Source organism: Streptomyces sp. NPDC096324 (assembly GCF_044763015.1).
Lineage (GTDB): Bacteria > Actinomycetota > Actinomycetes > Streptomycetales > Streptomycetaceae > Streptomyces.
Genome location: NZ_JBIWFK010000011.1, coordinates 55,175 through 76,270 on the forward strand (window position 1 = coordinate 55,175; position 21,096 = coordinate 76,270).

Sequence of the window (21,096 nt, forward strand, 5' to 3'; positions counted from 1 at the left end):
CCGGACCGGCACCGATGCGTCCCGGGAACCACCCGTTCGGGTGGGACGGATGCGAGTCGGCGGCGCCGAGGAGGTGCGCGCTGGTAGCCGTGGTCCATGTCGCACACCCCCACCCCCACGCCCGCACGCCCGAGGAGCCGCCGCGTCACCGCGGCCCTGCTCGCCTCGGCCGTCTCCGTCTGCCTGATCGCCGCGAGCGCCCCGGACCCGGCCGGACCCCTGGGGGTCGGCGACCGCCTCTTCCCCACCCTCGGCAACCCCGGGTACGACGTCGAGTCGTACGACCTCCACTTCACCTACCCCGGCAGCAACGACAAGCCCCTCACGGCCGTCACCACGATCGACGCCGTCACCACCGAGACGCTGGACCGCCTCAACCTCGACTTCGCGCACGGAAGCGTCCGGTCGGTCGACATCGACGGAACCCCCGCCCGCTTCACCCAGGCGGGTGAGGATCTGGTGGTGACACCGGACGAACCCCTGTTCGCCGGGAGCCCGCTGCGCATCACCGTCCGGCACACCAGCGACCCGGTGAGCGCGAAGGGCCAGGACGGCGGCTGGGTACGGACCAAGGACGGGCTCGCGATGGCCGGCCAGGCCGATGCCGCGCACCTGGTCTACCCCTGCAACGACCACCCCTCCGACAAGGCCCTGTTCACCATCCGCGTCACGGCCCCCGACCGGTACACGGTCGTCGCCAACGGTCTCCCCGCGGGCACCCGCCGTGCCCGCGGGGCCACGACCTGGACGTACCGGACCCAGCACCCCATGGCCACGGAGCTGACGCAGGTGTCGATCGGACGCTCCGCCGTGCTGCACCGGGAGGGGCCGCACGGCCTTCCCGTACGGGACGTGGTTCCCAGCGCCGACCGCGCGGCGCTCGAACCGTGGCTGCGCAAGACTCCCGGCCAGATCGCCTGGATGGAGAGCAAGGTCGGACGGTACCCCTTCGAGACCTACGGGCTGCTGATGGCCCAGGCCCAGACCGGCTTCGAGCTGGAGACCCAGACGCTGTCGCTCTTCGAGAAGGAACTCTTCACCCAGCCCGCCTACCCGAAGTGGTACGTCGACTCGATCATGGTGCACGAACTGTCGCACCAGTGGTTCGGCGACAGCGTCAGCCCCCGCACCTGGTCCGACGTGTGGCTGAACGAAGGACATGCCACCTGGTACGAAGCCCTGTACGCCGAGGAGAAGGCGCACAAGCCCATGGAGAAGCGGATGAAGGCCGCCTACCGGCTGTCCGACTCCTGGCGTGCCACGGGCGGCCCGCCCGCCCGGCCCAAGGGACCCAAGCCCGGCCAGAAGATCAGCATCTTCCGGCCGAACGTCTACGACGGCGCGGCCCTGGCCCTCTACGCCCTGCGCCAGGAGATCGGGCACAGGGACTTCGAGCGCCTGGAGCGCACATGGGTGAGCGTCAACCGCGACGGCGTGGCCTCGACGGCCGACTTCGTGGACCTTGCCTCGGCCGTCGCCGCGCGTGATCTGAGCGGCTTCTTCAAGGCGTGGCTGTATGCCGCGAAGACACCCCCCATGCCGGGGCACCCGGACTGGAAGAGCGACGCCCCGAAGGCGGGCAAGCACACGTGAGCGAGCCCCCCGGCCGGGGACACCGGGGCGACGGAAGCGCCCCGGAGCGCCGGGACCGGGCGGACGCGGCACCCCGCGGGCAGCGATGTCCGCGGGTGTCCGGTGATCTCCAGGGGGTCTGCGGGGGTGGCCGGGGGGTCACGATAAGTCGCGTGACGCGCCGTACCGTGCCGTGCGACCATCTTCGAGCCGGCGGCGCCGCCCCTTCGGAGTGTCGGCCCGGCCGGAACCGGGAATCTCCCGGTGGTCACGCACGTTGTTCCTTGTGACGGGCGGCATGCGTCGGCCCGCGGCTCTCCCCATCTACGTAAGGATCCAATGACCTCCTCTTCTTCCCCTTCCCAGGACGCGCAGACTTCCGCGCAGAACTACCCCGAAGGTCTTCGGGCCGATGCCCTGATGGAAGAGGACGTCGCCTGGAGCCACGAGATCGACGGAGACCGGGACGGCGAGCAGTTCGAACGCTCCGAGCGCGCGGCCCTGCGCCGTGTGGCGGGCCTCTCCACCGAGCTCGAGGACGTCACCGAGGTCGAGTACCGACAGCTCCGCCTGGAGCGGGTCGTCCTCGTCGGTGTCTGGACCTCGGGGACCATCCGGGACGCGGACAACTCGCTGGCCGAGCTGGCCGCACTCGCGGAGACCGCGGGAGCGCTCGTGCTCGACGGCGTCGTCCAGCGCCGCGACAAGCCCGACGCGGCCACGTACATCGGTTCCGGCAAGGCCAACGAGCTCCGGGACATCGTGATCGAGACCGGCGCCGACACCGTGATCTGCGACGGTGAACTGAGCCCCGGCCAGCTCATCCACCTCGAGGACGTCGTCAAGGTCAAGGTCATCGACCGTACGGCCCTGATCCTCGACATCTTCGCCCAGCACGCCAAGTCCCGTGAGGGCAAGGCGCAGGTGGCGCTCGCGCAGATGCAGTACATGCTGCCGAGGCTGCGAGGCTGGGGTCAGTCGCTGTCCCGTCAGATGGGCGGCGGCAAGGGCGGCGGCCTCGCCACCCGTGGTCCCGGTGAGACGAAGATCGAGACGGACCGGCGCCGCATCCGCGAGAAGATGGCGAAGATGCGCCGGGAGATCGCGGAGATGAAGACCGGCCGCGAGATCAAGCGCCAGGAGCGCCGCCGCAACAAGGTGCCCTCGGTCGCCATCGCCGGCTACACCAACGCCGGCAAGTCGTCCCTGCTCAACCGCCTCACGGGCGCGGGCGTCCTCGTCGAGAACGCGCTGTTCGCGACCCTCGACCCGACCGTGCGCCGGGCCGAGACCCCGAGCGGGCGGCTGTACACGCTGGTCGACACGGTCGGATTCGTGCGCCACCTGCCGCACCACCTGGTCGAGGCGTTCCGCTCCACCATGGAGGAGGTCGGCGACTCCGACCTGATCCTGCACGTCGTGGACGGTTCGCACCCGGCACCGGAGGAGCAGCTCGCCGCGGTCCGCGAGGTCATCACCGACGTCGGCGCGACCAAGGTGCCCGAGATCGTGGTGATCAACAAGGCGGACGCGGCGGACCCGCTGGTGCTCCAGCGTCTGCTGCGCATCGAGAAGCGTTCCATCGCCGTCTCGGCGCGCACGGGCCAGGGCATGGAGGAACTGCTCGCGCTGATCGACAACGAGCTGCCGCGCCCCTCGGTCGAGGTCGAGGCGCTCGTTCCGTACACGCACGGCAAGCTGGTCGCCCGCGCCCACACCGAGGGCGAGGTGATCTCCGAGGAGCACACCGCGGAGGGCACCCTGCTCAAGGTGAGGGTCCACGAGGAGCTGGCGGCGGACCTCGCACCGTACGTACCGGCGCCGGCGCTCCGCTAGTACAACCGGCCGGCCCGTCCGCGTGGCCGCCCGCACGAAGGCCCGCCCCCTCCCGAGGGGGCGGGCCTTCGCCGTACCCGCGTGCGCGAGGTCCGAATCGGCGGACGGATCCGCCTACCGGCCGCCGTACTCCTCGCTCATCCGCTGGTAGAGCGCCTGAGCCCCCTTGCCCAGCTGCGGTCCGGCCAGCCAGGTGTGCGCGGCCGGGCCGATCGAGGTGTTGGAGACGAGTTCGGTCCTGCCGTCGACGACCCGGAACCAGCCGCCGCCGGACGAACCGCCCGTCATGGTGCAGCCGATGCGGTACATCGTGGGCATGGCCGGGCTCAGGGAGAGGCGGCCGGGTGTGTCGACGCACTTGAACATGCTCAGTCCGTCGTACGGCGGCGCGGCCGGGTAGCCCCAGGCGCCCACCGTGCCGGCGTCCTGGGCGGACGGCGCGGAGAAGTCCACGTCCAGCGCGTTGCCGACGGTCTCCTCCAGCGACTTGCCGCCCTGCTCCGGCTTCACGTGCAGGACCGCGTAGTCGTACGGGGCGCCCGCGCCGCCCGTCTCGTCCCCGCCGGAGATCCACTCGTCGGAGGTCGAGGCCCAGTCCGCCCACCACTGGCCGTACGGCGCGATCTCCGCGGCGCCGGCACCGGCGAGCCGCGCCTCGGACCTGCCCTGGTCGTTGTAGGAGGGCACGAAGGCGATGTTGCGGTACCAGCCGCCGTTCCTGCCGGCGTGTACACAGTGGCCCGCGGTCCACACGAGGTTGGATCTGCCGGGGTGGTTCACGTCCTTGACGACCGTGCCCGAGCAGACCATCGAGCCCTCGGGGGAATCGAAGAAGACCTTCCCGACCGGGGCGGCGTACTCGTGGTACGGAGTCCGCTCGGCCCGCGCGTCGACGGGAGCCGGCTCGGGGTCGCTGACGCCCTGGTCGGCCGCCGCGTCCCGCACGGAGACCGTCTTGGCCGGGTCCTTCGCGGACTTCATCCGCTCGGGCTTCCACAGTCCGTCGATCACCGGATTGACGAAGTCCTCGGCCTCACCGAGCCACCGGTCCTTGTCCCAGTCCTTCCAGGCGCCGTCCTTCCACTGGTCGACGTCGATCCCGTGTTCCTTGAGCCGGTCCTTGACGGCGTCCGGAATCTCGATCTTGTCGTCGCCGCTCGCCGTCCCCCGCGACGCGGTGGCGGAGGACCCGCCGTCCGCCCGGTCGTCACCGGTGCCGCAGGCCGTCGCGGCCAGTGCCAGGGCGGCCATGAGGCCGGCGGCGAGGACCCTGCGACGCTGTCCTGACTTTCCCATTGGTTTCGTACCCCCCGGTCGAATCCCTGTCTCCGTGCCGGCCGGGCGCGGGCGGCTCTCCGGGGAATCCCCCGCCATGGCCTCCCGCGCCCGCCCGGACGTGTCACGTCTCGCGCGTCACCGCCCGGCGAACTTCGCGCTCACCGAGTCGTACACGCCCTTGGCCACGTCGCCCAGCCGCGGACCCGCCAGCCAGCCGAACTTGACCGGTCCGATGGAGGTGTTGGACACCAGGGCCGGCTTGCCGTCGGAACCCGTGGCCACCCAGCCACCGCCCGAGGAGCCACCGGTCATCGTGCAGCCGATGCGGTACATCGTCGGGTCGGACTGGGCGACCGAGAGCCGGCTCGGCTTGTCCGTGCACTGGTACAGCTTCTGGCCGTCGAACGGCGCCGCCGCCGGGTATCCGGTGGCCGTGATGCCGGACACCTTGGGTACGGCCGGAGCGTTGAAGTTCACCGGCAGCGCCGAACCCACCGTCTCCTCAAGGGACTTGCCGCCGCTGCCCTTCTCCGGCGTCACGTGCAGCACCGCGTAGTCGTACGACGCCCCCTGGCCGCCCGTGGAACCACCCCGCTCGATCCACTGGTCCGAGGTCTGCGCCCAGTCGCTCCACCAGACACCGTACGGAGCGACCTCCTCGCGCGGGGCGCTTGCCAACTGCGCCTCCGTCCGGCCCTGGTCGTTGTACGAGGGCACGAAGGCGATGTTGCGGTACCAGCCGCCCTTCTTGCCGGCGTGTACACAGTGGCCCGCGGTCCACACGAGGTTGGACTTGCCCGGGTGCGCCGGATCCTCGACCACCGTCGCCGAGCAGACCATCGTGCCCTCGGGGGCGTCGAAGAACACCTTGCCCGCCACGGGCACGTTGGCGTGGTACGACGGCTTCACGGCCTGCGCCGTCACCGGGGCCGGTTCCGGGTCGGTGACGCCCTGGTCACCGCTCAGGTCGGCGTCGTCCACGCCCTTGTTCTTGTCCGGGTCGTCCGCGCCGCGCATGCGGGCCGGGTCCCAGAGGTCCTTGATGATCGGGTTGATGAAATCGTCGGCCTGGCGCAGCCACTCGTCCTTGTCCCAGTTCTTCCAGGCGCCCTTCTTCCACTTGTCGACATCGATGCCGTGCTCTTTGAGCTTGTTCTTGATGTCGTCCGGGATCTGGATCTTTCCGTCACCGCCCTGGGAAGCGGAGGCGGTCGGCTCACCGCTCGCCGTGTCGCTGCCCGAGTCGCAGGCGGTGGCCGTCAGCGACAGGGCCGCGGCGAGGCCGACGGCCGCCAGGACGGGGGACGGTCGGCGGCGCGCGCTCCTGCCTCGACGGGCGGCGAAGTGCGGGCGTATGGATCGCATGGTGGGTGACTCCCCCTGAACGTATGGGAACTGTGCGGTGCGTCTGCAGGCGCCCGAGCGGTGTGTCCGGCACGGCCGAACGGCATCACAGACTATGCGGTCGCTGTGCGGGACGCCCGACGGAACGGCAACGGTTCAGCTACGGGGGCGCGGGTCCGCCGCACCGCCACGTTCTGACGGAGGGTCACCAGTTGGCGCGCCGATCCTCCCCGGCAAAGAACCGGTAAGGAACCCCGAATCCACCCGCTTCCCAACGCGACCGGCGTCGTTGGTACGTACGGGGGGCCTGCCGCCTGCGTCCGGACCCTCCTGCCAACTCGCCTCTGAACAGCGGGAGGACCTGAAGTCGTGGCCGTGACCGAGTCAGCGGTGGTGCCGGTGGGAGCGCCAGGGGAAGCCGAGGGGGCGCGGGACACCGGCGCCGGAGCGGCCGAGCGGGCGCGCGCCGCGCACGAGGGCATTCTGCGGCGCCAGTCGGCGCGCGAGTCGGCGGCTCGTACGTACGCGCGCGCCCTGCCGATCGTTCCCGTACGGGCGCGCGGGCTGACGATCGAGGGCGCCGACGGGCGCCGCTATCTCGACTGCCTCTCCGGAGCCGGGACCCTGGCCCTCGGGCACAACCACCCCGTCGTCCTCGAAGCGATCAGAAAGGTCCTCGACTCGGGCGCGCCCCTGCACGTCCTGGACCTCGCGACACCGGTCAAGGACGCGTTCACCACCGAGCTGTTCCGCAGTCTTCCCCCGCGGTTCGCCGAGCGCGCGCGGGTCCAGTTCTGCGGACCGGCCGGGACGGACGCCGTGGAAGCCGCGTTCAAGCTGGTGCGCGCGGCGACCGGCCGCACCGGCATGCTCGCGTTCACCGGCGCCTATCACGGGATGACCGCGGGGGCGCTCGAAGCGTCCGGCGGCGCGACCGACGTACGGGTCGCGCGCCTGCCCTATCCGCAGGACTACCGCTGCCCGTTCGGTATCGGCGGTGAGCACGGCGCCGAACTCTCCGCGCGCTGGACCGAGTCCCTCCTCGACGACACCAAGTCGGGTGTGCGGCACCCCGCCGGGATGATCCTCGAACCCGTCCAGGGCGAGGGCGGGGTCATTCCCGCGCCGGACGCCTGGACACGGCGGATGCGCGAGATCACCGAGGCCCGGTCCATCCCGCTGATCGTGGACGAGGTCCAGACGGGAGTGGGCCGGACCGGCGCCTTCTGGGCCGTGGAACACAGCGGGATCACCCCGGACGTGATGGTGCTGTCCAAGGCCATCGGCGGCAGCCTGCCCCTGGCCGTCGTCGTCTACCGCGACGACCTCGACGTCTGGGAGCCCGGCGCCCACGCCGGCACCTTCCGCGGCAACCAACTGGCCATGGCCGCCGGCACGGCCACCCTGGCCTACGTCCGCGAGCACGGCCTCGCCGAACGCGCGGCGACCGTCGGGGCCCGCATGCTGGACCAGTTGCGCTCGCTCGCCTCGGAGTTCCCGTGCGTCGGGGACGTACGCGGTCGCGGTCTGATGATCGGCCTCGAACTCGTCGACCCCGAAGGGCCCCCGCATCGCACCCCCGACGGTCCACGTCCCGCCGCCCCCGAACTCGCGGCCGCCGTCCAGCGGGAGTGCCTGCGCCGAGGTCTGATCGTGGAACTCGGGGGCCGCCGGTCGAGCGTCGTACGGCTCCTTCCACCCCTGACGATCAGCGACGAACAGGCGTCCGCCGTGCTCGACCGCCTCGCGGACGCGGTGAGCGCGGTGAGCGCGACGGCCCCGGAGGACCGGAGACCCGGTAGGGACGGGGCGCGGGGTGCCGTCGGTCCCGAGTGACGGCCCGGTCCCTCGGCGATCACCGCCTCGCCGCCCGCCCCACCGATCGACCAGGAACGCCAAGAGCCCCGACGCACCCCGGCTCCGGCCCGGTCCCGTCGCCGCACGAGCCCGAACGACCCGCAAGGAACTCCTCGTGAACACCACCCCCGTACCCGACAGCCCTCCCTCCCCGTACGAGCGGACGGCCGTCGCCGTACCGGCCCCGCACCCGCCCGCACCGGAGTCCGTTCCCCGGCAGACGGACGCGGCCCCGGCGCCCGAACGGCCGGGCCGGCCCACCGTGGACCCGCTGGGTCTGCTGGACCTGCTCGACCACCCCGACACCCGGACGGCGGCGCAGGCGGCGGCCGTCGAGAATCTGCTGCGCTGCTGGGTACGGGAGAACGACCTGGCCGCCCCCGACGACGGCACCCTGCGCATCGCACTGCCCGCCAGCGGAGCGGCCCTGCTGGTTCCCGTTCGCCACTGGTCCCCCTCCGGCTGGCACCGCTTCGGGCTTCCCCGCCTCGCCGGAGCGCCCCAACAGGCGCCGTCCGTCGACGCGGTCACCGTGGCGGCCCTCCTCGCACGGCAGACAGCCCCGGGAACACCGGCCGCGGAGACGCTTCACGCGGCGCCGTCCGACGCTCCGGAGGCAGGGGCAGGGGCAGGGGCAGGGGGAGGGGGAGGGGCAGCGGGCGAAGCCGACGCCCGGCACGTGGACAGTCCGGCCGGTGAAGGCGCCGACCTCGTCGGCCGCGTCGCGGACTCGGTCCGGCGCACCGCCGTGTTCATCCGGGACCGCAGGGAGCATCCCGCCGACCCGTCCGACCACTTCCTCGCCGCGGAGCAGGCGCTCCTCCTCGGCCACCCCCTGCACCCGACGCCCAAGGGGCGCGACGGCCTCTCCGAAACGGAAGGCAGGCTCTACTCACCCGAGCTGCGCGGCTCCTTCCCGCTGCACTGGATGGCGGTCGCCCCCTCGGTGCTGGCATCCGACTCGGCGTGGACGGAGCGCGGCCGGCCCGTCTCGGCGGAGCAGCTCACCCTGCGACTGGCCGGGCCCGGACTGGCCCTCCCCGAGGGCTGTTCCGCCGTACTGCCCCTGCACCCCTGGCAGATGCGCGAGGTCGGGCAGCGTCCCGAGACCGCGGCCCTGCTGGATGCCGGGCTCCTCCGCGACCTGGGCCCGCACGGCACGCCCTGGCACCCCACCTCCTCCGTCCGCACCGTCTACCGCTCCGGTGCCCCCGCGATGCTGAAACTGTCGTTGGGCCTGCGCATCACCAACTCCCGTCGTGAGAACCTCCGCAAGGAACTCCACCGCGGCGCCGAGGTCCACCGTCTGCTGCGCGGCGGCCTGTTCGAGCAGTGGCAGTCGGTCCATCCCGGCTTCGACATCGTCCGCGACCCGTCCTGGCTCGCCGTCGACGACCGGGACGGCAATCCGCTGTCCGGGCTCGACGTGATGATCCGCCACAACCCGTTCGCGCCGACGGACGACGTCGGCTGCGTCGCCGGGCTGGTCTCACCCCGGCCGTACGCACGCCTGGGCACGCACAGCCCGGCCGAGCGCGGCCCCTTCATGAGCTCCCGGCTCACCGAGGTCGTCACCGGGCTCGCGGGCCGGACCGGCCGCCCGCGCGGCGCCGTCGCCACCGAATGGTTCCTGCGCTATCTCGAACAGGTCGTCCGTCCCGTGCTCTGGCTGGACAGCGAGGCGGGCATCGCCCTTGAGGCGCACCAGCAGAACACCCTGCTCCTGCTGGACGCGGACGGCTGGCCCGTGGGCGGCCGCTACCGGGACAACCAGGGCTACTACTTCCGCGAGTCCCGGCGTGCCGAACTCGACCACCGGCTGCCCGGCATCGGCGCGCACAGCGACACCTTCGTCTCCGACGAGGTCACCGACGAACGCTTCGCCTACTACCTGGCCATCAACAACGTGTTCGGTCTCATCGGCGCCTTCGGCTCCCAACGGCTCGCCGACGAGGCCCTGTTGCTCGCCGCGTTCCGGCGCTTCCTCGGCGGCGTGATCAACGGCCCGGCCCGGCTGCGGACCCCGCTGCCCGCCCTGCTGCTCGACTCGCCCGTCCTGCGCTGCAAGGCCAACCTGCTGACCCGGCTGCACGGCCTCGACGAACTCGTCGGTCCGGTCGACACCCAGTCCGTCTACGTCACCATCGCCAACCCCCTCCATTCCTGATGTCCGGCTCCCCTCATCCCTGGGGAACATGACCAACCCCGTCTCCCGAGAGGAGCGTCGTCGTGCCTCCCACCGATGAGAGCACCGAACCCGGCACCGGCACGGACTGCGAGGACACGCTCGACCTGCGCCTTTCCGACGAACTGATCGCCCTGTTCGCGGAGGGCCTGGGATCGGGGGACGAGACCGCGGAAGGGGCTCCGGAAGGCGTTCCGGGCAGATCTCGGGAAGGGGCCGCGGACAGGACGCCGGACGGGGGCGATCTGCTCGACCGCGTCGGCGGCTGGGGGCCGGCCAAGACACCCGCGGGCGTCCTCCAGCTCGTCCCGGTGCGTCCCGGCCGCGACCTGGCCCTCGTCCACCGCTGGATGAACGACCCCGCCGTCGCGGAGTTCTGGGAGCTGGCGGGACCCGAGTCCGTGGTCGAGGACCACGTGCTCCGGCAGCTCGACGGCGACGGACGCAGCGTCCCGTGCCTCGGCGTGCTCGACGGCACCCCGATGAGCTACTGGGAGATCTACCGCGCGGACCTCGATCTCCTGGCACGCCACTACCCCGCCCGGCCCCACGACACCGGGATCCACCTCCTCGTCGGCGGTGTGGCCGACCGCGGGAGAGGCCTCGGCTCCACCCTCCTCAGAGCCGTCGCCGACCATGTACTGGACAAGCGACCGTCCTGCGCCCGGGTCGTCGCGGAACCCGACCTCCGCAACACCCCCTCCGTGTCCGCGTTCCTCAGCGCGGGCTTCCGCTTCTCCGCCGAGGTCGATCTGCCGGACAAGAGGGCGGCCCTCATGATCCGGGACCGGTCCCTGCGCGATCTGTTGTAGCCCCGTCACGCAGTGACGTGACGATCGCCCGATCCGGTTCACCGACCAGGAGTCTGCGTGTCGAATCCCTTGATCCCCCGGCCCGCGCCCGGCTTGACCACGCCCTCGGTTCCGGCCTTGATCGCTCGGTTGTCACTGGCGCCCCGTAGGCTGGCAGCGCTATGACAAAGCCCTCACTCCCCGAACTCCTGCATGCTGCCGTCACCGCTGTCGGCGGCTCGGAGCGCCCCGGCCAGGTGACGATGGCCGAAGCCGTCGCGGCTGCCATCGACGACAGCTCCCACCTGCTCATCCAGGCGGGCACCGGCACCGGAAAGTCGCTCGGCTACCTGGTTCCCGCGCTCGCGCACGGCGAGCGGGTGGTCGTGGCGACCGCCACCCTGGCGCTCCAGCGTCAGCTCGTGGAGCGGGACCTGCCGCGCACCGTCGACGCGCTGCATCCGCTGCTGCGGCGCCGCCCCGAGTTCGCGATGCTGAAGGGCCGGTCGAACTATCTGTGCCTGCACCGCCTGCACGAGGGCGTGCCGCAGGACGAGGAGGAGGGCCTCTTCGACCCGTTCGAGGCGGCCGCGCCCACCAGCAAGCTGGGACAGGACCTGCTGCGGCTGCGCGACTGGTCGGACGAGACCGAGACGGGCGACCGGGACAACCTCACCCCCGGTGTCTCCGACCGGGCCTGGGGCCAGGTGTCGGTGTCCAGCCGGGAGTGCCTGGGCGCCACGAAATGCGCCTACGGAGCCGAGTGCTTCGCCGAGCTGGCCCGCGAGCGGGCCAAGCTCGCCGAGGTCGTCGTGACCAACCACGCGCTGCTCGCGATCGACGCCATTGAAGGCGCGCCGGTCCTGCCGCAGCACGAGGTGCTGATCGTCGACGAGGCCCATGAGCTGGTCTCCCGGGTCACCGGCGTCGCCACCGGTGAGCTCACTCCGGGGCAGGTCAACCGTGCCGTGCGCCGCTCCGCGAAGCTCGTCAACGAGAAGGCCGCCGACCAGCTCCAGACCGCCGCCGAGGGCTTCGAACGCCTGATGGAGCTGGCTCTGCCCGGCCGTCTGGAGGAGATCCCGGAGGACCTCGGGTACGCCCTGATGGCGCTCCGCGACGCCTCCCGTACGGTGATCACCGCCCTCGGCTCCACCCGTGACAAGTCCGTCCAGGACGAGGACGCCGTGCGGAAGCAGGCACTGGCGTCCGTCGAGTCCGTGCACGCCGTGGCGGAGCGCATCGCCAACGGCTCCGAGTACGACGTCGTCTGGTACGAGCGTCACGACCGCTTCGGAGCCTCGCTCCGGGTCGCGCCGATGAACGTGTCCGGGCTCCTGAGGGAGAAGCTGTTCGCCGACCGCTCGGTCGTCCTGACGTCCGCCACGCTCAAGCTCGGTGGCGACTTCAACGGCGTGGGAGCGTCGATGGGGCTCGCGCCCGAGGGAACGGAGGGTGACGACCTCCCGCAGTGGAAGGGCGTCGACGTCGGCTCGCCGTTCGACTACCCCCGGCAGGGCATCCTGTACGTCGCCCGGCATCTCTCGCGCCCCGCGCGGGACGCCGACCGGGGGGACATGCTCGACGAACTCACCGAGCTGATCCAGGCCGCCGGCGGCCGTACGCTCGGTCTGTTCTCCTCGATGCGCGCGGCCCAGCTCGCGGCGGAGGAGCTGCGGACCCGTATCCCCGAGTTCCCGATCCTGCTCCAGGGCGAGGAGACGCTCGGTGAGCTGATCAAGAACTTCGCGGCCGACCCGAAGACCTGTCTGTTCGGCACGCTCTCGCTGTGGCAGGGCGTGGACGTGCCGGGGTCCAGTTGTCAGCTCGTCGTCATGGACAAGATCCCCTTCCCGCGCCCCGACGACCCGCTGATGAGCGCCCGCCAGAAAGCGGTCGAGGAGAACGGGGGGAACGGCTTCATGGCCGTCGCCGCCACCCATGCGGCGCTCCTCATGGCCCAGGGCGCCGGCCGTCTCGTCCGGGCCTCGGGCGACCGGGGTGTGGTGGCCGTGCTGGACCAGCGTCTGGCCACGGCCCGCTACGGCAGCTATCTGAAGGCCTCGCTCCCCGACTTCTGGTACACCACGGACCCGAACCAGGTCCGCAGATCCCTCGCGGCGATCGACGAGAAGGCCAGGACGACCGAGGAGCCCACCTCGAAGCCCACCGAGGCACCGGAAGACCCAGAGGACACGTAGCCCCCGGACACATCGGCGGAACCGGAGAACACACAGCTCCGCCGATGCGTCGGCGGAGCCGGAGAGCACAAAGCCCCGGCGACGCGCCGCCGGAACCGGAGAACACGTAGCCCGGCCCCGAAGCCAAGCCAGACGACACCACGGCCCCCCGGGCGCCTGACCGGCACCCCAGAATCACCACGGTCCGCCCGATGCCCCGGACCCCACAGGGTGCTTGCCCGATGCTCGGATAATCCGGGGTGTCTGCCCGAGGCCCCGGAACCACCGCCGTGCGCGCGACGTGCTGAGCCACATCGGGTGGTACCTGGCGCGTGGGAAACCCGGGTATCGGGCCGGCGGTCCGACACCCCGTGCTTCTGCCCAGCGGTCCGGGACTCGGGGTGCTCGCCGGGCGCTTCGGGAGGCGGGGTTGCTCGGCGGGCGCCGTCGGGAGCCGGGGTGCTTGCCGGGCTGTCCGGGACCCGGTGCTTGGCGGTTCCGGACCACGGCGTCCGCCTGGACATCCGGGCTTCCGGTGCTCGCCGGGCCGCCCGGAACCCCGGTGCTGCCCGGCCGCCCGGGCCCCGGCGTTCACCCGGCGGTCCCGGACCGGTCACGCTCGCTCAAGGCCCGCGGCCAGAACACGCAGGGCCCCGGAACCGGCGCAGTTGGTTCCGGGGCCCGGTCAGGGGCGGGGGCGGTGGACCGCCCGTCGCGGTGTCACACCCGGCGCAGCACGGCGACGACCTTTCCGAGGATGGTCGCCTCGTCGCCCGGGATCGGCTGGTACGCGGAGTTGTGCGGCAGCAGCCACACGTGGCCGTCCTCGCGCTTGAAGCGCTTCACCGTGGCCTCGCCCTCCAGCATCGCGGCGACGATGTCGCCGTTCTCGGCGACCGGCTGGCGGCGGACCGTCACCCAGTCCCCGTCGCAGATGGCGGCCTCGATCATCGAGTCACCGACGACCTTCAGGACGAACAGCTCCCCGTCACCCACGAGCTGGCGGGGGAGAGGGAAGACGTCCTCGACCGACTCCTCGGCGAGGATCGGGCCACCGGCGGCGATACGGCCGACGAGCGGCACGTACGACGCGGCCGGCTTGCCCGCCGTGTCCGTCGGCTGCACGGAAGACTGGTCGGACCCCCGCACCTCGTACGCGCGCGGGCGGTGCGGGTCCCGCCGCAGGAAGCCCTTGCGCTCCAGCGCCATGAGCTGGTGCGCGACGGAGGACGTGCTGGACAGGCCGACGGCCTGCCCGATCTCCCGCATCGACGGCGGGTACCCGCGCCGCTGCACGGAGTCCCGGATCACCTCGATCACCCGGCGCTGCCGGTCCGTGAGTCCCGAGCTGTCGGCCCGGATGCCTGGAGGTCGTCCAGGCAGGGAGCGCTTTGGCCCCTCATGATTCGCGGCTTCGTTCATCACATGCACCGGCTCGAGTCGGCCCTGGGAGCGGTCCTGGGCGGTGATGGTGGCGCTGTCTGCGGTCGTGGTCACGTCGGCCCCTCTCGATGGTCTCCCTGCTGGACAACGGTAGTAGCTTTCGAAAGGTTGCGCCAAACACACGTTCGAGTGAAAAACCGCGAATTGCCTGACGTGAGCATGTGTCTAGGTGTATGGCCGTCGACCTACCTGGCGGACAAAAAGGTCCATTGCTGTACCCTTCAGCGCCGGAGGCGGCGGCCGCGCCGGCCGGCCTGGGCCGTCGTCCAGTCTGCCATCCGATGGCCGACCGGCCGGGAACCGGCCCCTTTTCCGTGCGTCGACCACGCTATCCCCGTGTGTCCGGGATGGGTATGCCTGTGCGGCACGTGCCCTTACGTGTACGACACGCGCGGCGTGGGCGGTTTCACGGGCTGATCCCCACATCTAGTGGTTGGATTGCGGAGGCGTCCCAGAAGTTGTGGTCCCCCGGGTCTCCCGACCCTCTGGCATCGCCTATGCTTGAGGCTGCTTCGAGGGGCCCGTGAGGTCCCGCGAGGTTCCTGAGTCGCGCTGTGAAGGAGGGTTGGAGCCATGCACTGCCCCTTCTGCAGGCACCCGGACAGCCGCGTCGTCGACAGTCGTACGACCGACGACGGCACGTCGATCCGCAGGCGCCGCCAGTGCCCCGACTGCTCCCGTCGTTTCACGACCGTGGAGACGTGCTCCCTGATGGTGGTGAAGCGCTCCGGTGTGACCGAGCCCTTCAGCCGCATCAAGGTCATCAACGGCGTGCGCAAGGCGTGCCAGGGACGGCCTGTCACCGAGGACGCGCTGGCGCAGCTCGGCCAGCGGGTCGAAGAAGCCGTGCGAGCCACCGGAAGCGCCGAGCTGACCACCCACGACGTGGGACTGGCCATACTCGGACCCTTGCAGGAACTCGACCTCGTGGCCTACATGAGGTTCGCGTCCGTGTACCGGGCCTTCGATTCGCTCGACGACTTCGAAGCCGCCATCGCGGAACTCAGGCAGGTGAATCAGCGCCCCGCCGAGGACGACGACGTCCCGGACGTGGTGTGCCAGGAGACCGATCACCGGCCGGGCGGAACCGCTGAGGTTCCCGTGCCCGCCACCGCCGCCGACTGACCGCGGACCGGACCCCTCAGGGTGTCCGGGCCCGCCCGCGGGCGGCGACCACAGACTTGCAGCGCACGGCCGTACCCGCGGCGCGCGCTGCATCAGACACACACCGTGCCACGGGAAGTTCGCGGCACTTGAGCGCGTTTTAGCCTGTTACAGGGAGGCGGCATGACAGAGACGGCGAGCGGTCCGGCACGAGGTTCCCGCGCGAAGAGCGGAGCCAAGGCCAGCAAGGGACTGCGCATCGAGCGCATTCACACCACCCCCGGCGTGCACCCGTACGACGAGGTGGAGTGGGAGCGCCGTGACGTCGTCATGACCAACTGGCGCGACGGCTCGGTCAACTTCGAGCAGCGTGGCGTCGAGTTCCCCGGCTTCTGGTCGGTGAACGCGGTCAACATCGTCACCAGCAAGTACTTCCGCGGTGCCGTCGGCACCCCGCAGCGCGAGGTGAGCCTCAAGCAGCTCATCGACCGCATCGTGAAGACGTACCGGAAGGCCGGCGAGGACTTCAAGTACTTCGCCTCGCCCGCCGACGCCGAGATCTTCGAGCACGAGCTGGCGTACGCCCTCCTGCACCAGATCTTCAGCTTCAACAGCCCCGTCTGGTTCAACGTCGGGACCCCCCAGCCCCAGCAGGTCTCCGCCTGCTTCATCCTGGCCGTCGACGACTCCATGGAGTCGATCCTCGACTGGTACAAGGAAGAGGGCATGATCTTCAAGGGCGGCTCCGGCGCCGGCCTGAACCTCTCCCGCATCCGCTCCTCCAAGGAGCTCCTCTCCTCGGGCGGCAACGCCTCGGGTCCCGTCTCCTTCATGCGTGGTGCCGACGCCTCCGCGGGAACGATCAAGTCGGGCGGCGCCACCCGCCGCGCGGCCAAGATGGTCATCCTGGACGTCGACCACCCCGACATCGAGGACTTCATCCAGACCAAGGTCAAGGAAGAGGAGAAGATCCGCGCCCTGCGCGACGCGGGCTTCGACATGGACCTGGGCGGCGACGACATCACGTCCGTCCAGTACCAGAACGCCAACAACTCGGTCCGCGTGAACGACACGTTCATGAAGGCGGTCGAGCAAGGCGGAACGTTCGGCCTCACCTCGCGCATGACCGGAGAGGTCATCGAGAAGGTCGACGCCAAGTCGCTCTTCCGCAAGATGGCCGAGGCCGCGTGGGCCTGCGCCGACCCGGGCATCCAGTACGACGACACGATCAACCACTGGCACACGTGCCCGGAGTCCGGTCGTATCAACGGCTCGAACCCGTGCAGCGAGTACATGCACCTGGACAACACGTCCTGCAACCTCGCCTCGCTGAACCTGATGAAGTTCCTGAAGGACGACGGCAAGGGCCACCAGTCCTTCGACGTCGAGCGCTTCGCCCAGGTCGTCGAGCTGGTCATCACCGCGATGGACATCTCCATCTGCTTCGCCGACTTCCCGACCGAGAAGATCGGCGAGAACACCCGCGCCTTCCGCCAGCTCGGCATCGGCTACGCCAACCTCGGCGCCCTGCTGATGGCGACCGGCCACGCGTACGACTCCGACGGCGGCCGCGCGCTCGCCGGCGCCATCACCTCCCTGATGACCGGTAGGTCGTACAAGCGTTCCGCCGAGCTCGCCGCGGTCGTCGGCCCGTACGACGGCTACGCCCGCAACGCGCAGCCGCACCAGCGCGTCATGAAGCAGCACGCCGACGCCAACACCTCGGCCGTCCGCGTGGACGACCTGGACACCCCGATCTGGGCCGCCGCCACGGAGGCCTGGCAGGACGTGATCCGCCTCGGCGAGAAGAACGGCTTCCGCAACGCGCAGGCCTCCGTCATCGCGCCGACCGGCACCATCGGTCTCGCGATGTCCTGCGACACCACCGGCCTCGAGCCCGACCTCGCGCTGGTCAAGTTCAAGAAGCTCGTCGGCGGCGGCTCGATGCAGATCGTCAACGGCACCGTGCCGCAGGCCCTGCGCCGCCTGGGCTACCAGGAGGAGCAGATCGAGGCGGTCGTCGCCCACATCGCCGAGAACGGCAATGTGATCGACGCCCCCGGTCTCAAGCACGAGCACTACGAGGTGTTCGACTGCGCCATGGGCGAGCGCTCCATCTCCGCGATGGGCCACGTCCGCATGATGGCCGCGATCCAGCCGTGGATCTCCGGCGCGCTCTCCAAGACGGTCAACCTGCCGGAGACGGCGACCGTCGAGGACGTCGAAGAGGTCTACTTCGAGGCGTGGAAGATGGGCGTCAAGGCGCTCGCGATCTACCGCGACAACTGCAAGGTCGGCCAGCCCCTCTCCGCCAAGACCAAGGAGAAGGAGAAGGCCGAGGTCACGGCCAAGGCCGAGGACACCATCCGTACCGCGGTCGAGAAGGTCGTCGAGTACCGCCCGGTCCGCAAGCGTCTGCCCAAGGGCCGTCCCGGCATCACCACCTCCTTCACGGTCGGTGGCGCCGAGGGTTACATGACCGCCAACTCCTACCCCGACGACGGTCTCGGCGAGGTCTTCCTCAAGATGTCGAAGCAGGGTTCGACCCTCGCGGGCATGATGGACGCCTTCTCGATCGCCGTCTCGGTGGGTCTGCAGTACGGCGTGCCGCTGGAGACGTACGTCTCGAAGTTCACGAACATGCGCTTCGAGCCGGCCGGTATGACGGACGACCCGGACGTGCGGATGGCGCAGTCGATCGTCGACTACATCTTCCGCCGCCTGGCGCTGGACTTCCTGCCCTTCGAGACGCGCTCCGCGCTCGGCATCCACTCCGCCGAGGAGCGTCAGCGTCACCTGGAGACGGGTTCCTACGAGCCCTCCGAGGACGAGCTCGACGTCGAGGGCCTGGCCCAGTCCGCGCCCCTGGCGCAGGAGCTGAAGGCCGTCGCCGCCCCCAAGGTCGAGGCGGTCGTGGCCGAGTCCGCCCCCAAGCAGGTCCGCACCAGCGCCGAGCTGGTGGAGATGCAGCTCGGCATCCAGGCCGACGCCCCGCTCTGCTTCTCCTGCGGTACGAAGATGCAGCGGGCCGGCTCCTGCTACATCTGCGAGGGCTGCGGTTCGACGAGCGGTTGCAGCTGACGCCGGACGGACGGGCGGTCGCGGCCGACACCGGGCGCCGGTTCGGCGAACGGTCGCGGCTGACACCGGGCGCCCGCCGGGCGTGAAAGGCTGATCAGGGCGGTGGAGCGAGCAGTCGGCTCCACCGCCCTCGGCGTTCCCGGCGGCCGCCGCCGAGTCCGGAGGCGGGTGCTGAGGCGAGCCCTGAGAAATTCGCCTTTCCCGCGAAACGATCAACGGCTAGTCTCCCTCCGCGCGCACGGAGCGCGCAGGGGAGGGCGGGGGACATGGCCGACAAGGTGGCCGGATCGAGAACAGGCCTGAACGTGGGGGTTCAGGCCGTCGCGGCGGTGGTGCTGGTCGCGGGCGTGATGGGGGGCATTTGGGGGCTTTCGCGGGTCCTGCCGGACAGCAACGGCGCCGACGACCCGGCCAGGTGCTCCGACCGGCTCGGCGCCCCGCCGTCGAAGCGCGTCTCCGGTGAGCAGCTCTGCCAGGCGCTCAACCGCGCGGACCTGCCGGCCCTGCTCGGGACGCCCGACGAGCACGCGCAGACGGCCGACGGCGACGACAGCATGATCACCCTCGACGGCGGCACCAAGATCGCCAGCCCTGAAGCGAACGTCACGCTGAAGACGTACTCCGTGAAACTGTCGGCCTCGGACGACCGGCTCTCCGTCGCCCAGGGCCTGGATCTGCTGCCGAAGGCGGAACCGAGGCAGATCCTCGGCCACCCGGCGGTCCTCTACTCGGACCGGACGATCGCCCTCAGCTTCGGTTCGGGCAAGGCCGAGAGCGGCCCCGGCGGCGTCGCCCGCAGCCTGCTGGTCGCCAAGGACGCCAAGGGGGGCGGCGGTTCGTTCGAGATCTCCGTCTGGCGCCAGGACGACGTGGCGCCCGACGACGCGGCGCTGTTCCGCGTCGCCGAGCTGGTGCTGCCGACGGTCCCGGGCTGGAAGAGCGGCTGAACACCCGCCGTCGGACGGGCCCTGGGCGGGTCCGGGACCGACGGCCGGCACAGCGCGGCCAGGAGGAGGACGCTGGGCTGTGCCTCACGCCTCCTGTGGGCTGCCCATGACCCTCGCGAAGGTCGCCGGGTCGGTGTCGAAGCCGTGGATGCCCGCGTGGAACGTCCATTCACCGGTGTGGTCGCGCACGAACTCCCCGATGGTCGCGGCCGTCGACCCCAGTACGTCGCCGAAGTCGCCCTGGGTCAGGACGGTGTAGCCCTCGCGCAGACGGAAGGCGGGGTTCAGGACGCCGACGAAGGTCCGTGCCTCGGTGCGCTGCTGGATGAGGACACCGACGACCACGCGTGCGTAACGGCTGTCGAGGCGGTCGAGTTCGAGGGTCATGACCTCGTCCCAGCCGAAGCCCTTGCCGTCCTTGCTGTCGCGGTTCAGATAGATCGTGCCGTCCGGCGAACGGCTGCCGAAATACACCACGTAGTCCGGGTTGCCGTTCGGCGCGGACGCCAGATACGTCGCCGCCACGATGTCGAGATCGGTCGCGGGCTCGCCTATGGGGCTCGGATCCCACGAGATTGCCAACTCGGCCTTGCGGATCCCCTTGTTGAGACCGTTCACCGGATGTCCCCTCCCCGTTCCTCAACAGTCACCGGTCCAACTCCCCTGAGAGTGGGGCCGGTTGTCCATCGTGCCACGCACGCCGGGGCGCGCGCCCGGATCCACTCCGGCAGAGCGTGACCGGCGCCACGTTCCGGGGCCTTACGATGGCGCGGTGCTGGTCAAGTGGATTCGCTGCACCGTGGTCGACCGCCGCGGTTTCGAACGGGGGCAGCGAAAGTGGGCGGGGCTTCTGGGGGAGCCGGGATTCCGGGGACAGGGGGGAGGGTGGAGTGCGGGGCGCACCGGTGTCGCGCACATCTTCTCGTTCTGGGAGAGCCGCGCCTTCTACGACTCCTTCATGGCCCGGTCCCACGACCGGCTCGCCGCGTCGCAGTCCGGCAAGTTCAAGGACTCCCAGGTCAAGCTGTTCGACTACCGCTTCGACGTGAAGACGGGCTTCGAGCCGCGCTTCACGGACTCCGACGTGGTCCGGGTCGCGCACTGCCGTGTCCACGAGGAGCGCGCGGAACACTTCGCCCTGATGCAGGAGAAGGTCTGGAACCCCGCGATGGCCGGTTCGCCCGGCATGATCCGGGGCATGTTCGGCGAGGCGCCCGGCAGTGAGTTCCTGGTCCTGTCCATGTGGCAGTCGGCCGCCGAGCACGGAAAATACCGCACCGAGCGGCTGGAGCGACTGGCTCTGCGCGCCCAGCTCGAGGCCGACATAGCCGCCCTCGCGGGAGATGTCGTACAGCTCGAACCCGGCTGGATCGTCTGACGGCACCCTCCCATCGGGCGAACTGATGTGCGGGAGAGTGTGACCTGTGCTGCCGGAACGGTGTGACCTGCGCCTTATGTGACCGTACGACCGCTCGAAC

General features: G+C 70.7%; 14 protein-coding genes. 10 read left to right on the forward strand and 4 right to left on the reverse strand.

All coding sequences use genetic code 11. The annotated features are described in order from the left end of the window. The first annotated feature begins 96 nt into the window (after positions 1 to 96). Both ACIQ7M_RS28800 and hflX read left to right on the forward strand, forming a co-directional pair. Positions 97 to 1,593: a M1 family metallopeptidase gene (locus tag ACIQ7M_RS28800; RefSeq protein WP_355763222.1), complete on the forward strand. Its 1,497-nt coding sequence runs from the start codon at positions 97 to 99 to the stop codon at positions 1,591 to 1,593. A gap of 318 nt (positions 1,594 to 1,911) precedes the next feature. Beyond that, positions 1,912 to 3,408 carry a GTPase HflX gene (gene hflX / locus ACIQ7M_RS28805; protein WP_355763220.1) on the forward strand — a complete coding sequence of 499 codons (1,497 nt, stop codon included), beginning with the start codon at positions 1,912 to 1,914 and terminating at the stop codon, positions 3,406 to 3,408. 114 nt (positions 3,409 to 3,522) lie between these two features. Here hflX and ACIQ7M_RS28810 read toward each other — a convergent pair whose 3' ends face one another. Then, a complete protein-coding gene (locus ACIQ7M_RS28810; RefSeq protein ID WP_403649840.1) occupies positions 3,523 to 4,704 on the reverse strand; it encodes a trypsin-like serine peptidase in 1,182 nt (393 codons plus the stop codon). A gap of 117 nt (positions 4,705 to 4,821) precedes the next feature. After that, on the reverse strand, positions 4,822 to 6,051 hold the full coding sequence (locus ACIQ7M_RS28815; RefSeq protein WP_403649843.1) for a trypsin-like serine peptidase: 1,230 nt from the start codon (positions 6,049 to 6,051) through the stop codon (positions 4,822 to 4,824). 348 nt (positions 6,052 to 6,399) lie between these two features. Here ACIQ7M_RS28815 and ACIQ7M_RS28820 point away from each other — a divergent pair, with 348 nt between their 5' ends. The 4 genes from ACIQ7M_RS28820 to ACIQ7M_RS28835 all read left to right on the forward strand — a co-directional run bounded on the left by ACIQ7M_RS28820 (position 6,400) and on the right by ACIQ7M_RS28835 (position 13,064). Continuing rightward, the gene (locus tag ACIQ7M_RS28820; protein WP_403649846.1) at positions 6,400 to 7,866 is read left to right on the forward strand and encodes a diaminobutyrate--2-oxoglutarate transaminase family protein; all 1,467 of its coding nucleotides are present in this window, start codon (positions 6,400 to 6,402) and stop codon (positions 7,864 to 7,866) included. Positions 7,867 to 8,002: 136 nt separating this feature from the next. Beyond that, on the forward strand, positions 8,003 to 10,054 hold the full coding sequence (locus ACIQ7M_RS28825; protein WP_403649849.1) for an IucA/IucC family protein: 2,052 nt from the start codon (positions 8,003 to 8,005) through the stop codon (positions 10,052 to 10,054). A 62-nt stretch (positions 10,055 to 10,116) separates the two neighbouring features. Next, entirely contained in the window at positions 10,117 to 10,884 is a 768-nt protein-coding gene (locus ACIQ7M_RS28830; RefSeq protein ID WP_386983717.1) for a GNAT family N-acetyltransferase, read from the forward strand. Between the two features lie 161 nt (positions 10,885 to 11,045). After that, a complete protein-coding gene (locus tag ACIQ7M_RS28835; RefSeq protein ID WP_403649853.1) occupies positions 11,046 to 13,064 on the forward strand; it encodes an ATP-dependent DNA helicase in 2,019 nt (672 codons plus the stop codon). 699 nt (positions 13,065 to 13,763) lie between these two features. Here ACIQ7M_RS28835 and lexA read toward each other — a convergent pair. Then, positions 13,764 to 14,540 carry a transcriptional repressor LexA gene (gene lexA / locus ACIQ7M_RS28840; protein WP_355763205.1) on the reverse strand — a complete coding sequence of 259 codons (777 nt, stop codon included), beginning with the start codon at positions 14,538 to 14,540 and terminating at the stop codon, positions 13,764 to 13,766. Between the two features lie 519 nt (positions 14,541 to 15,059). Between lexA and nrdR the strand changes: the two genes are divergently transcribed. The 3 genes from nrdR (at position 15,060) to ACIQ7M_RS28855 (ending at position 19,618) form a co-directional block, all read left to right on the forward strand. After that, on the forward strand, positions 15,060 to 15,611 hold the full coding sequence (gene nrdR / locus ACIQ7M_RS28845; protein ID WP_403649857.1) for a transcriptional regulator NrdR: 552 nt from the start codon (positions 15,060 to 15,062) through the stop codon (positions 15,609 to 15,611). Positions 15,612 to 15,773: 162 nt separating this feature from the next. After that, entirely contained in the window at positions 15,774 to 18,671 is a 2,898-nt protein-coding gene (locus ACIQ7M_RS28850; RefSeq protein ID WP_355763199.1) for a vitamin B12-dependent ribonucleotide reductase, read from the forward strand. Positions 18,672 to 18,937: 266 nt separating this feature from the next. Continuing rightward, a complete protein-coding gene (locus ACIQ7M_RS28855) occupies positions 18,938 to 19,618 on the forward strand; it encodes a DUF6215 domain-containing protein (RefSeq protein WP_403649861.1) in 681 nt (226 codons plus the stop codon). Between the two features lie 84 nt (positions 19,619 to 19,702). On the opposite strand, the gene ACIQ7M_RS28860 is transcribed toward ACIQ7M_RS28855, so the two are convergent. Beyond that, positions 19,703 to 20,236: a TerD family protein gene (locus ACIQ7M_RS28860; protein ID WP_355763193.1), complete on the reverse strand. Its 534-nt coding sequence runs from the start codon at positions 20,234 to 20,236 to the stop codon at positions 19,703 to 19,705. 154 nt (positions 20,237 to 20,390) lie between these two features. Here ACIQ7M_RS28860 and ACIQ7M_RS28865 point away from each other — a divergent pair, with 154 nt between their 5' ends. Further along, entirely contained in the window at positions 20,391 to 20,996 is a 606-nt protein-coding gene (locus ACIQ7M_RS28865) for a YdbC family protein (RefSeq protein WP_403649865.1), read from the forward strand. Positions 20,997 to 21,096: the final 100 nt, after the last annotated feature.

What these genes read in the sequence shown, in the direction of transcription:
- ACIQ7M_RS28800 (WP_355763222.1), top strand. Translation starts at nt 97, where the DNA reads ATGTCGCACACCCCCACCCCCACGCCCGCACGCCCGAGGAGCCGCCGC.
- ACIQ7M_RS28810 (WP_403649840.1), bottom strand. Translation starts at nt 4,704, where the DNA reads ATGGGAAAGTCAGGACAGCGTCGCAGGGTCCTCGCCGCCGGCCTCATG.
- ACIQ7M_RS28855 (WP_403649861.1), top strand. Translation starts at nt 18,938, where the DNA reads ATGGCCGACAAGGTGGCCGGATCGAGAACAGGCCTGAACGTGGGGGTT.
- ACIQ7M_RS28835 (WP_403649853.1), top strand. Translation starts at nt 11,046, where the DNA reads ATGACAAAGCCCTCACTCCCCGAACTCCTGCATGCTGCCGTCACCGCT.
- hflX (WP_355763220.1), top strand. Translation starts at nt 1,912, where the DNA reads ATGACCTCCTCTTCTTCCCCTTCCCAGGACGCGCAGACTTCCGCGCAG.
- ACIQ7M_RS28815 (WP_403649843.1), bottom strand. Translation starts at nt 6,051, where the DNA reads ATGCGATCCATACGCCCGCACTTCGCCGCCCGTCGAGGCAGGAGCGCG.
- ACIQ7M_RS28850 (WP_355763199.1), top strand. Translation starts at nt 15,774, where the DNA reads ATGACAGAGACGGCGAGCGGTCCGGCACGAGGTTCCCGCGCGAAGAGC.
- nrdR (WP_403649857.1), top strand. Translation starts at nt 15,060, where the DNA reads ATGCACTGCCCCTTCTGCAGGCACCCGGACAGCCGCGTCGTCGACAGT.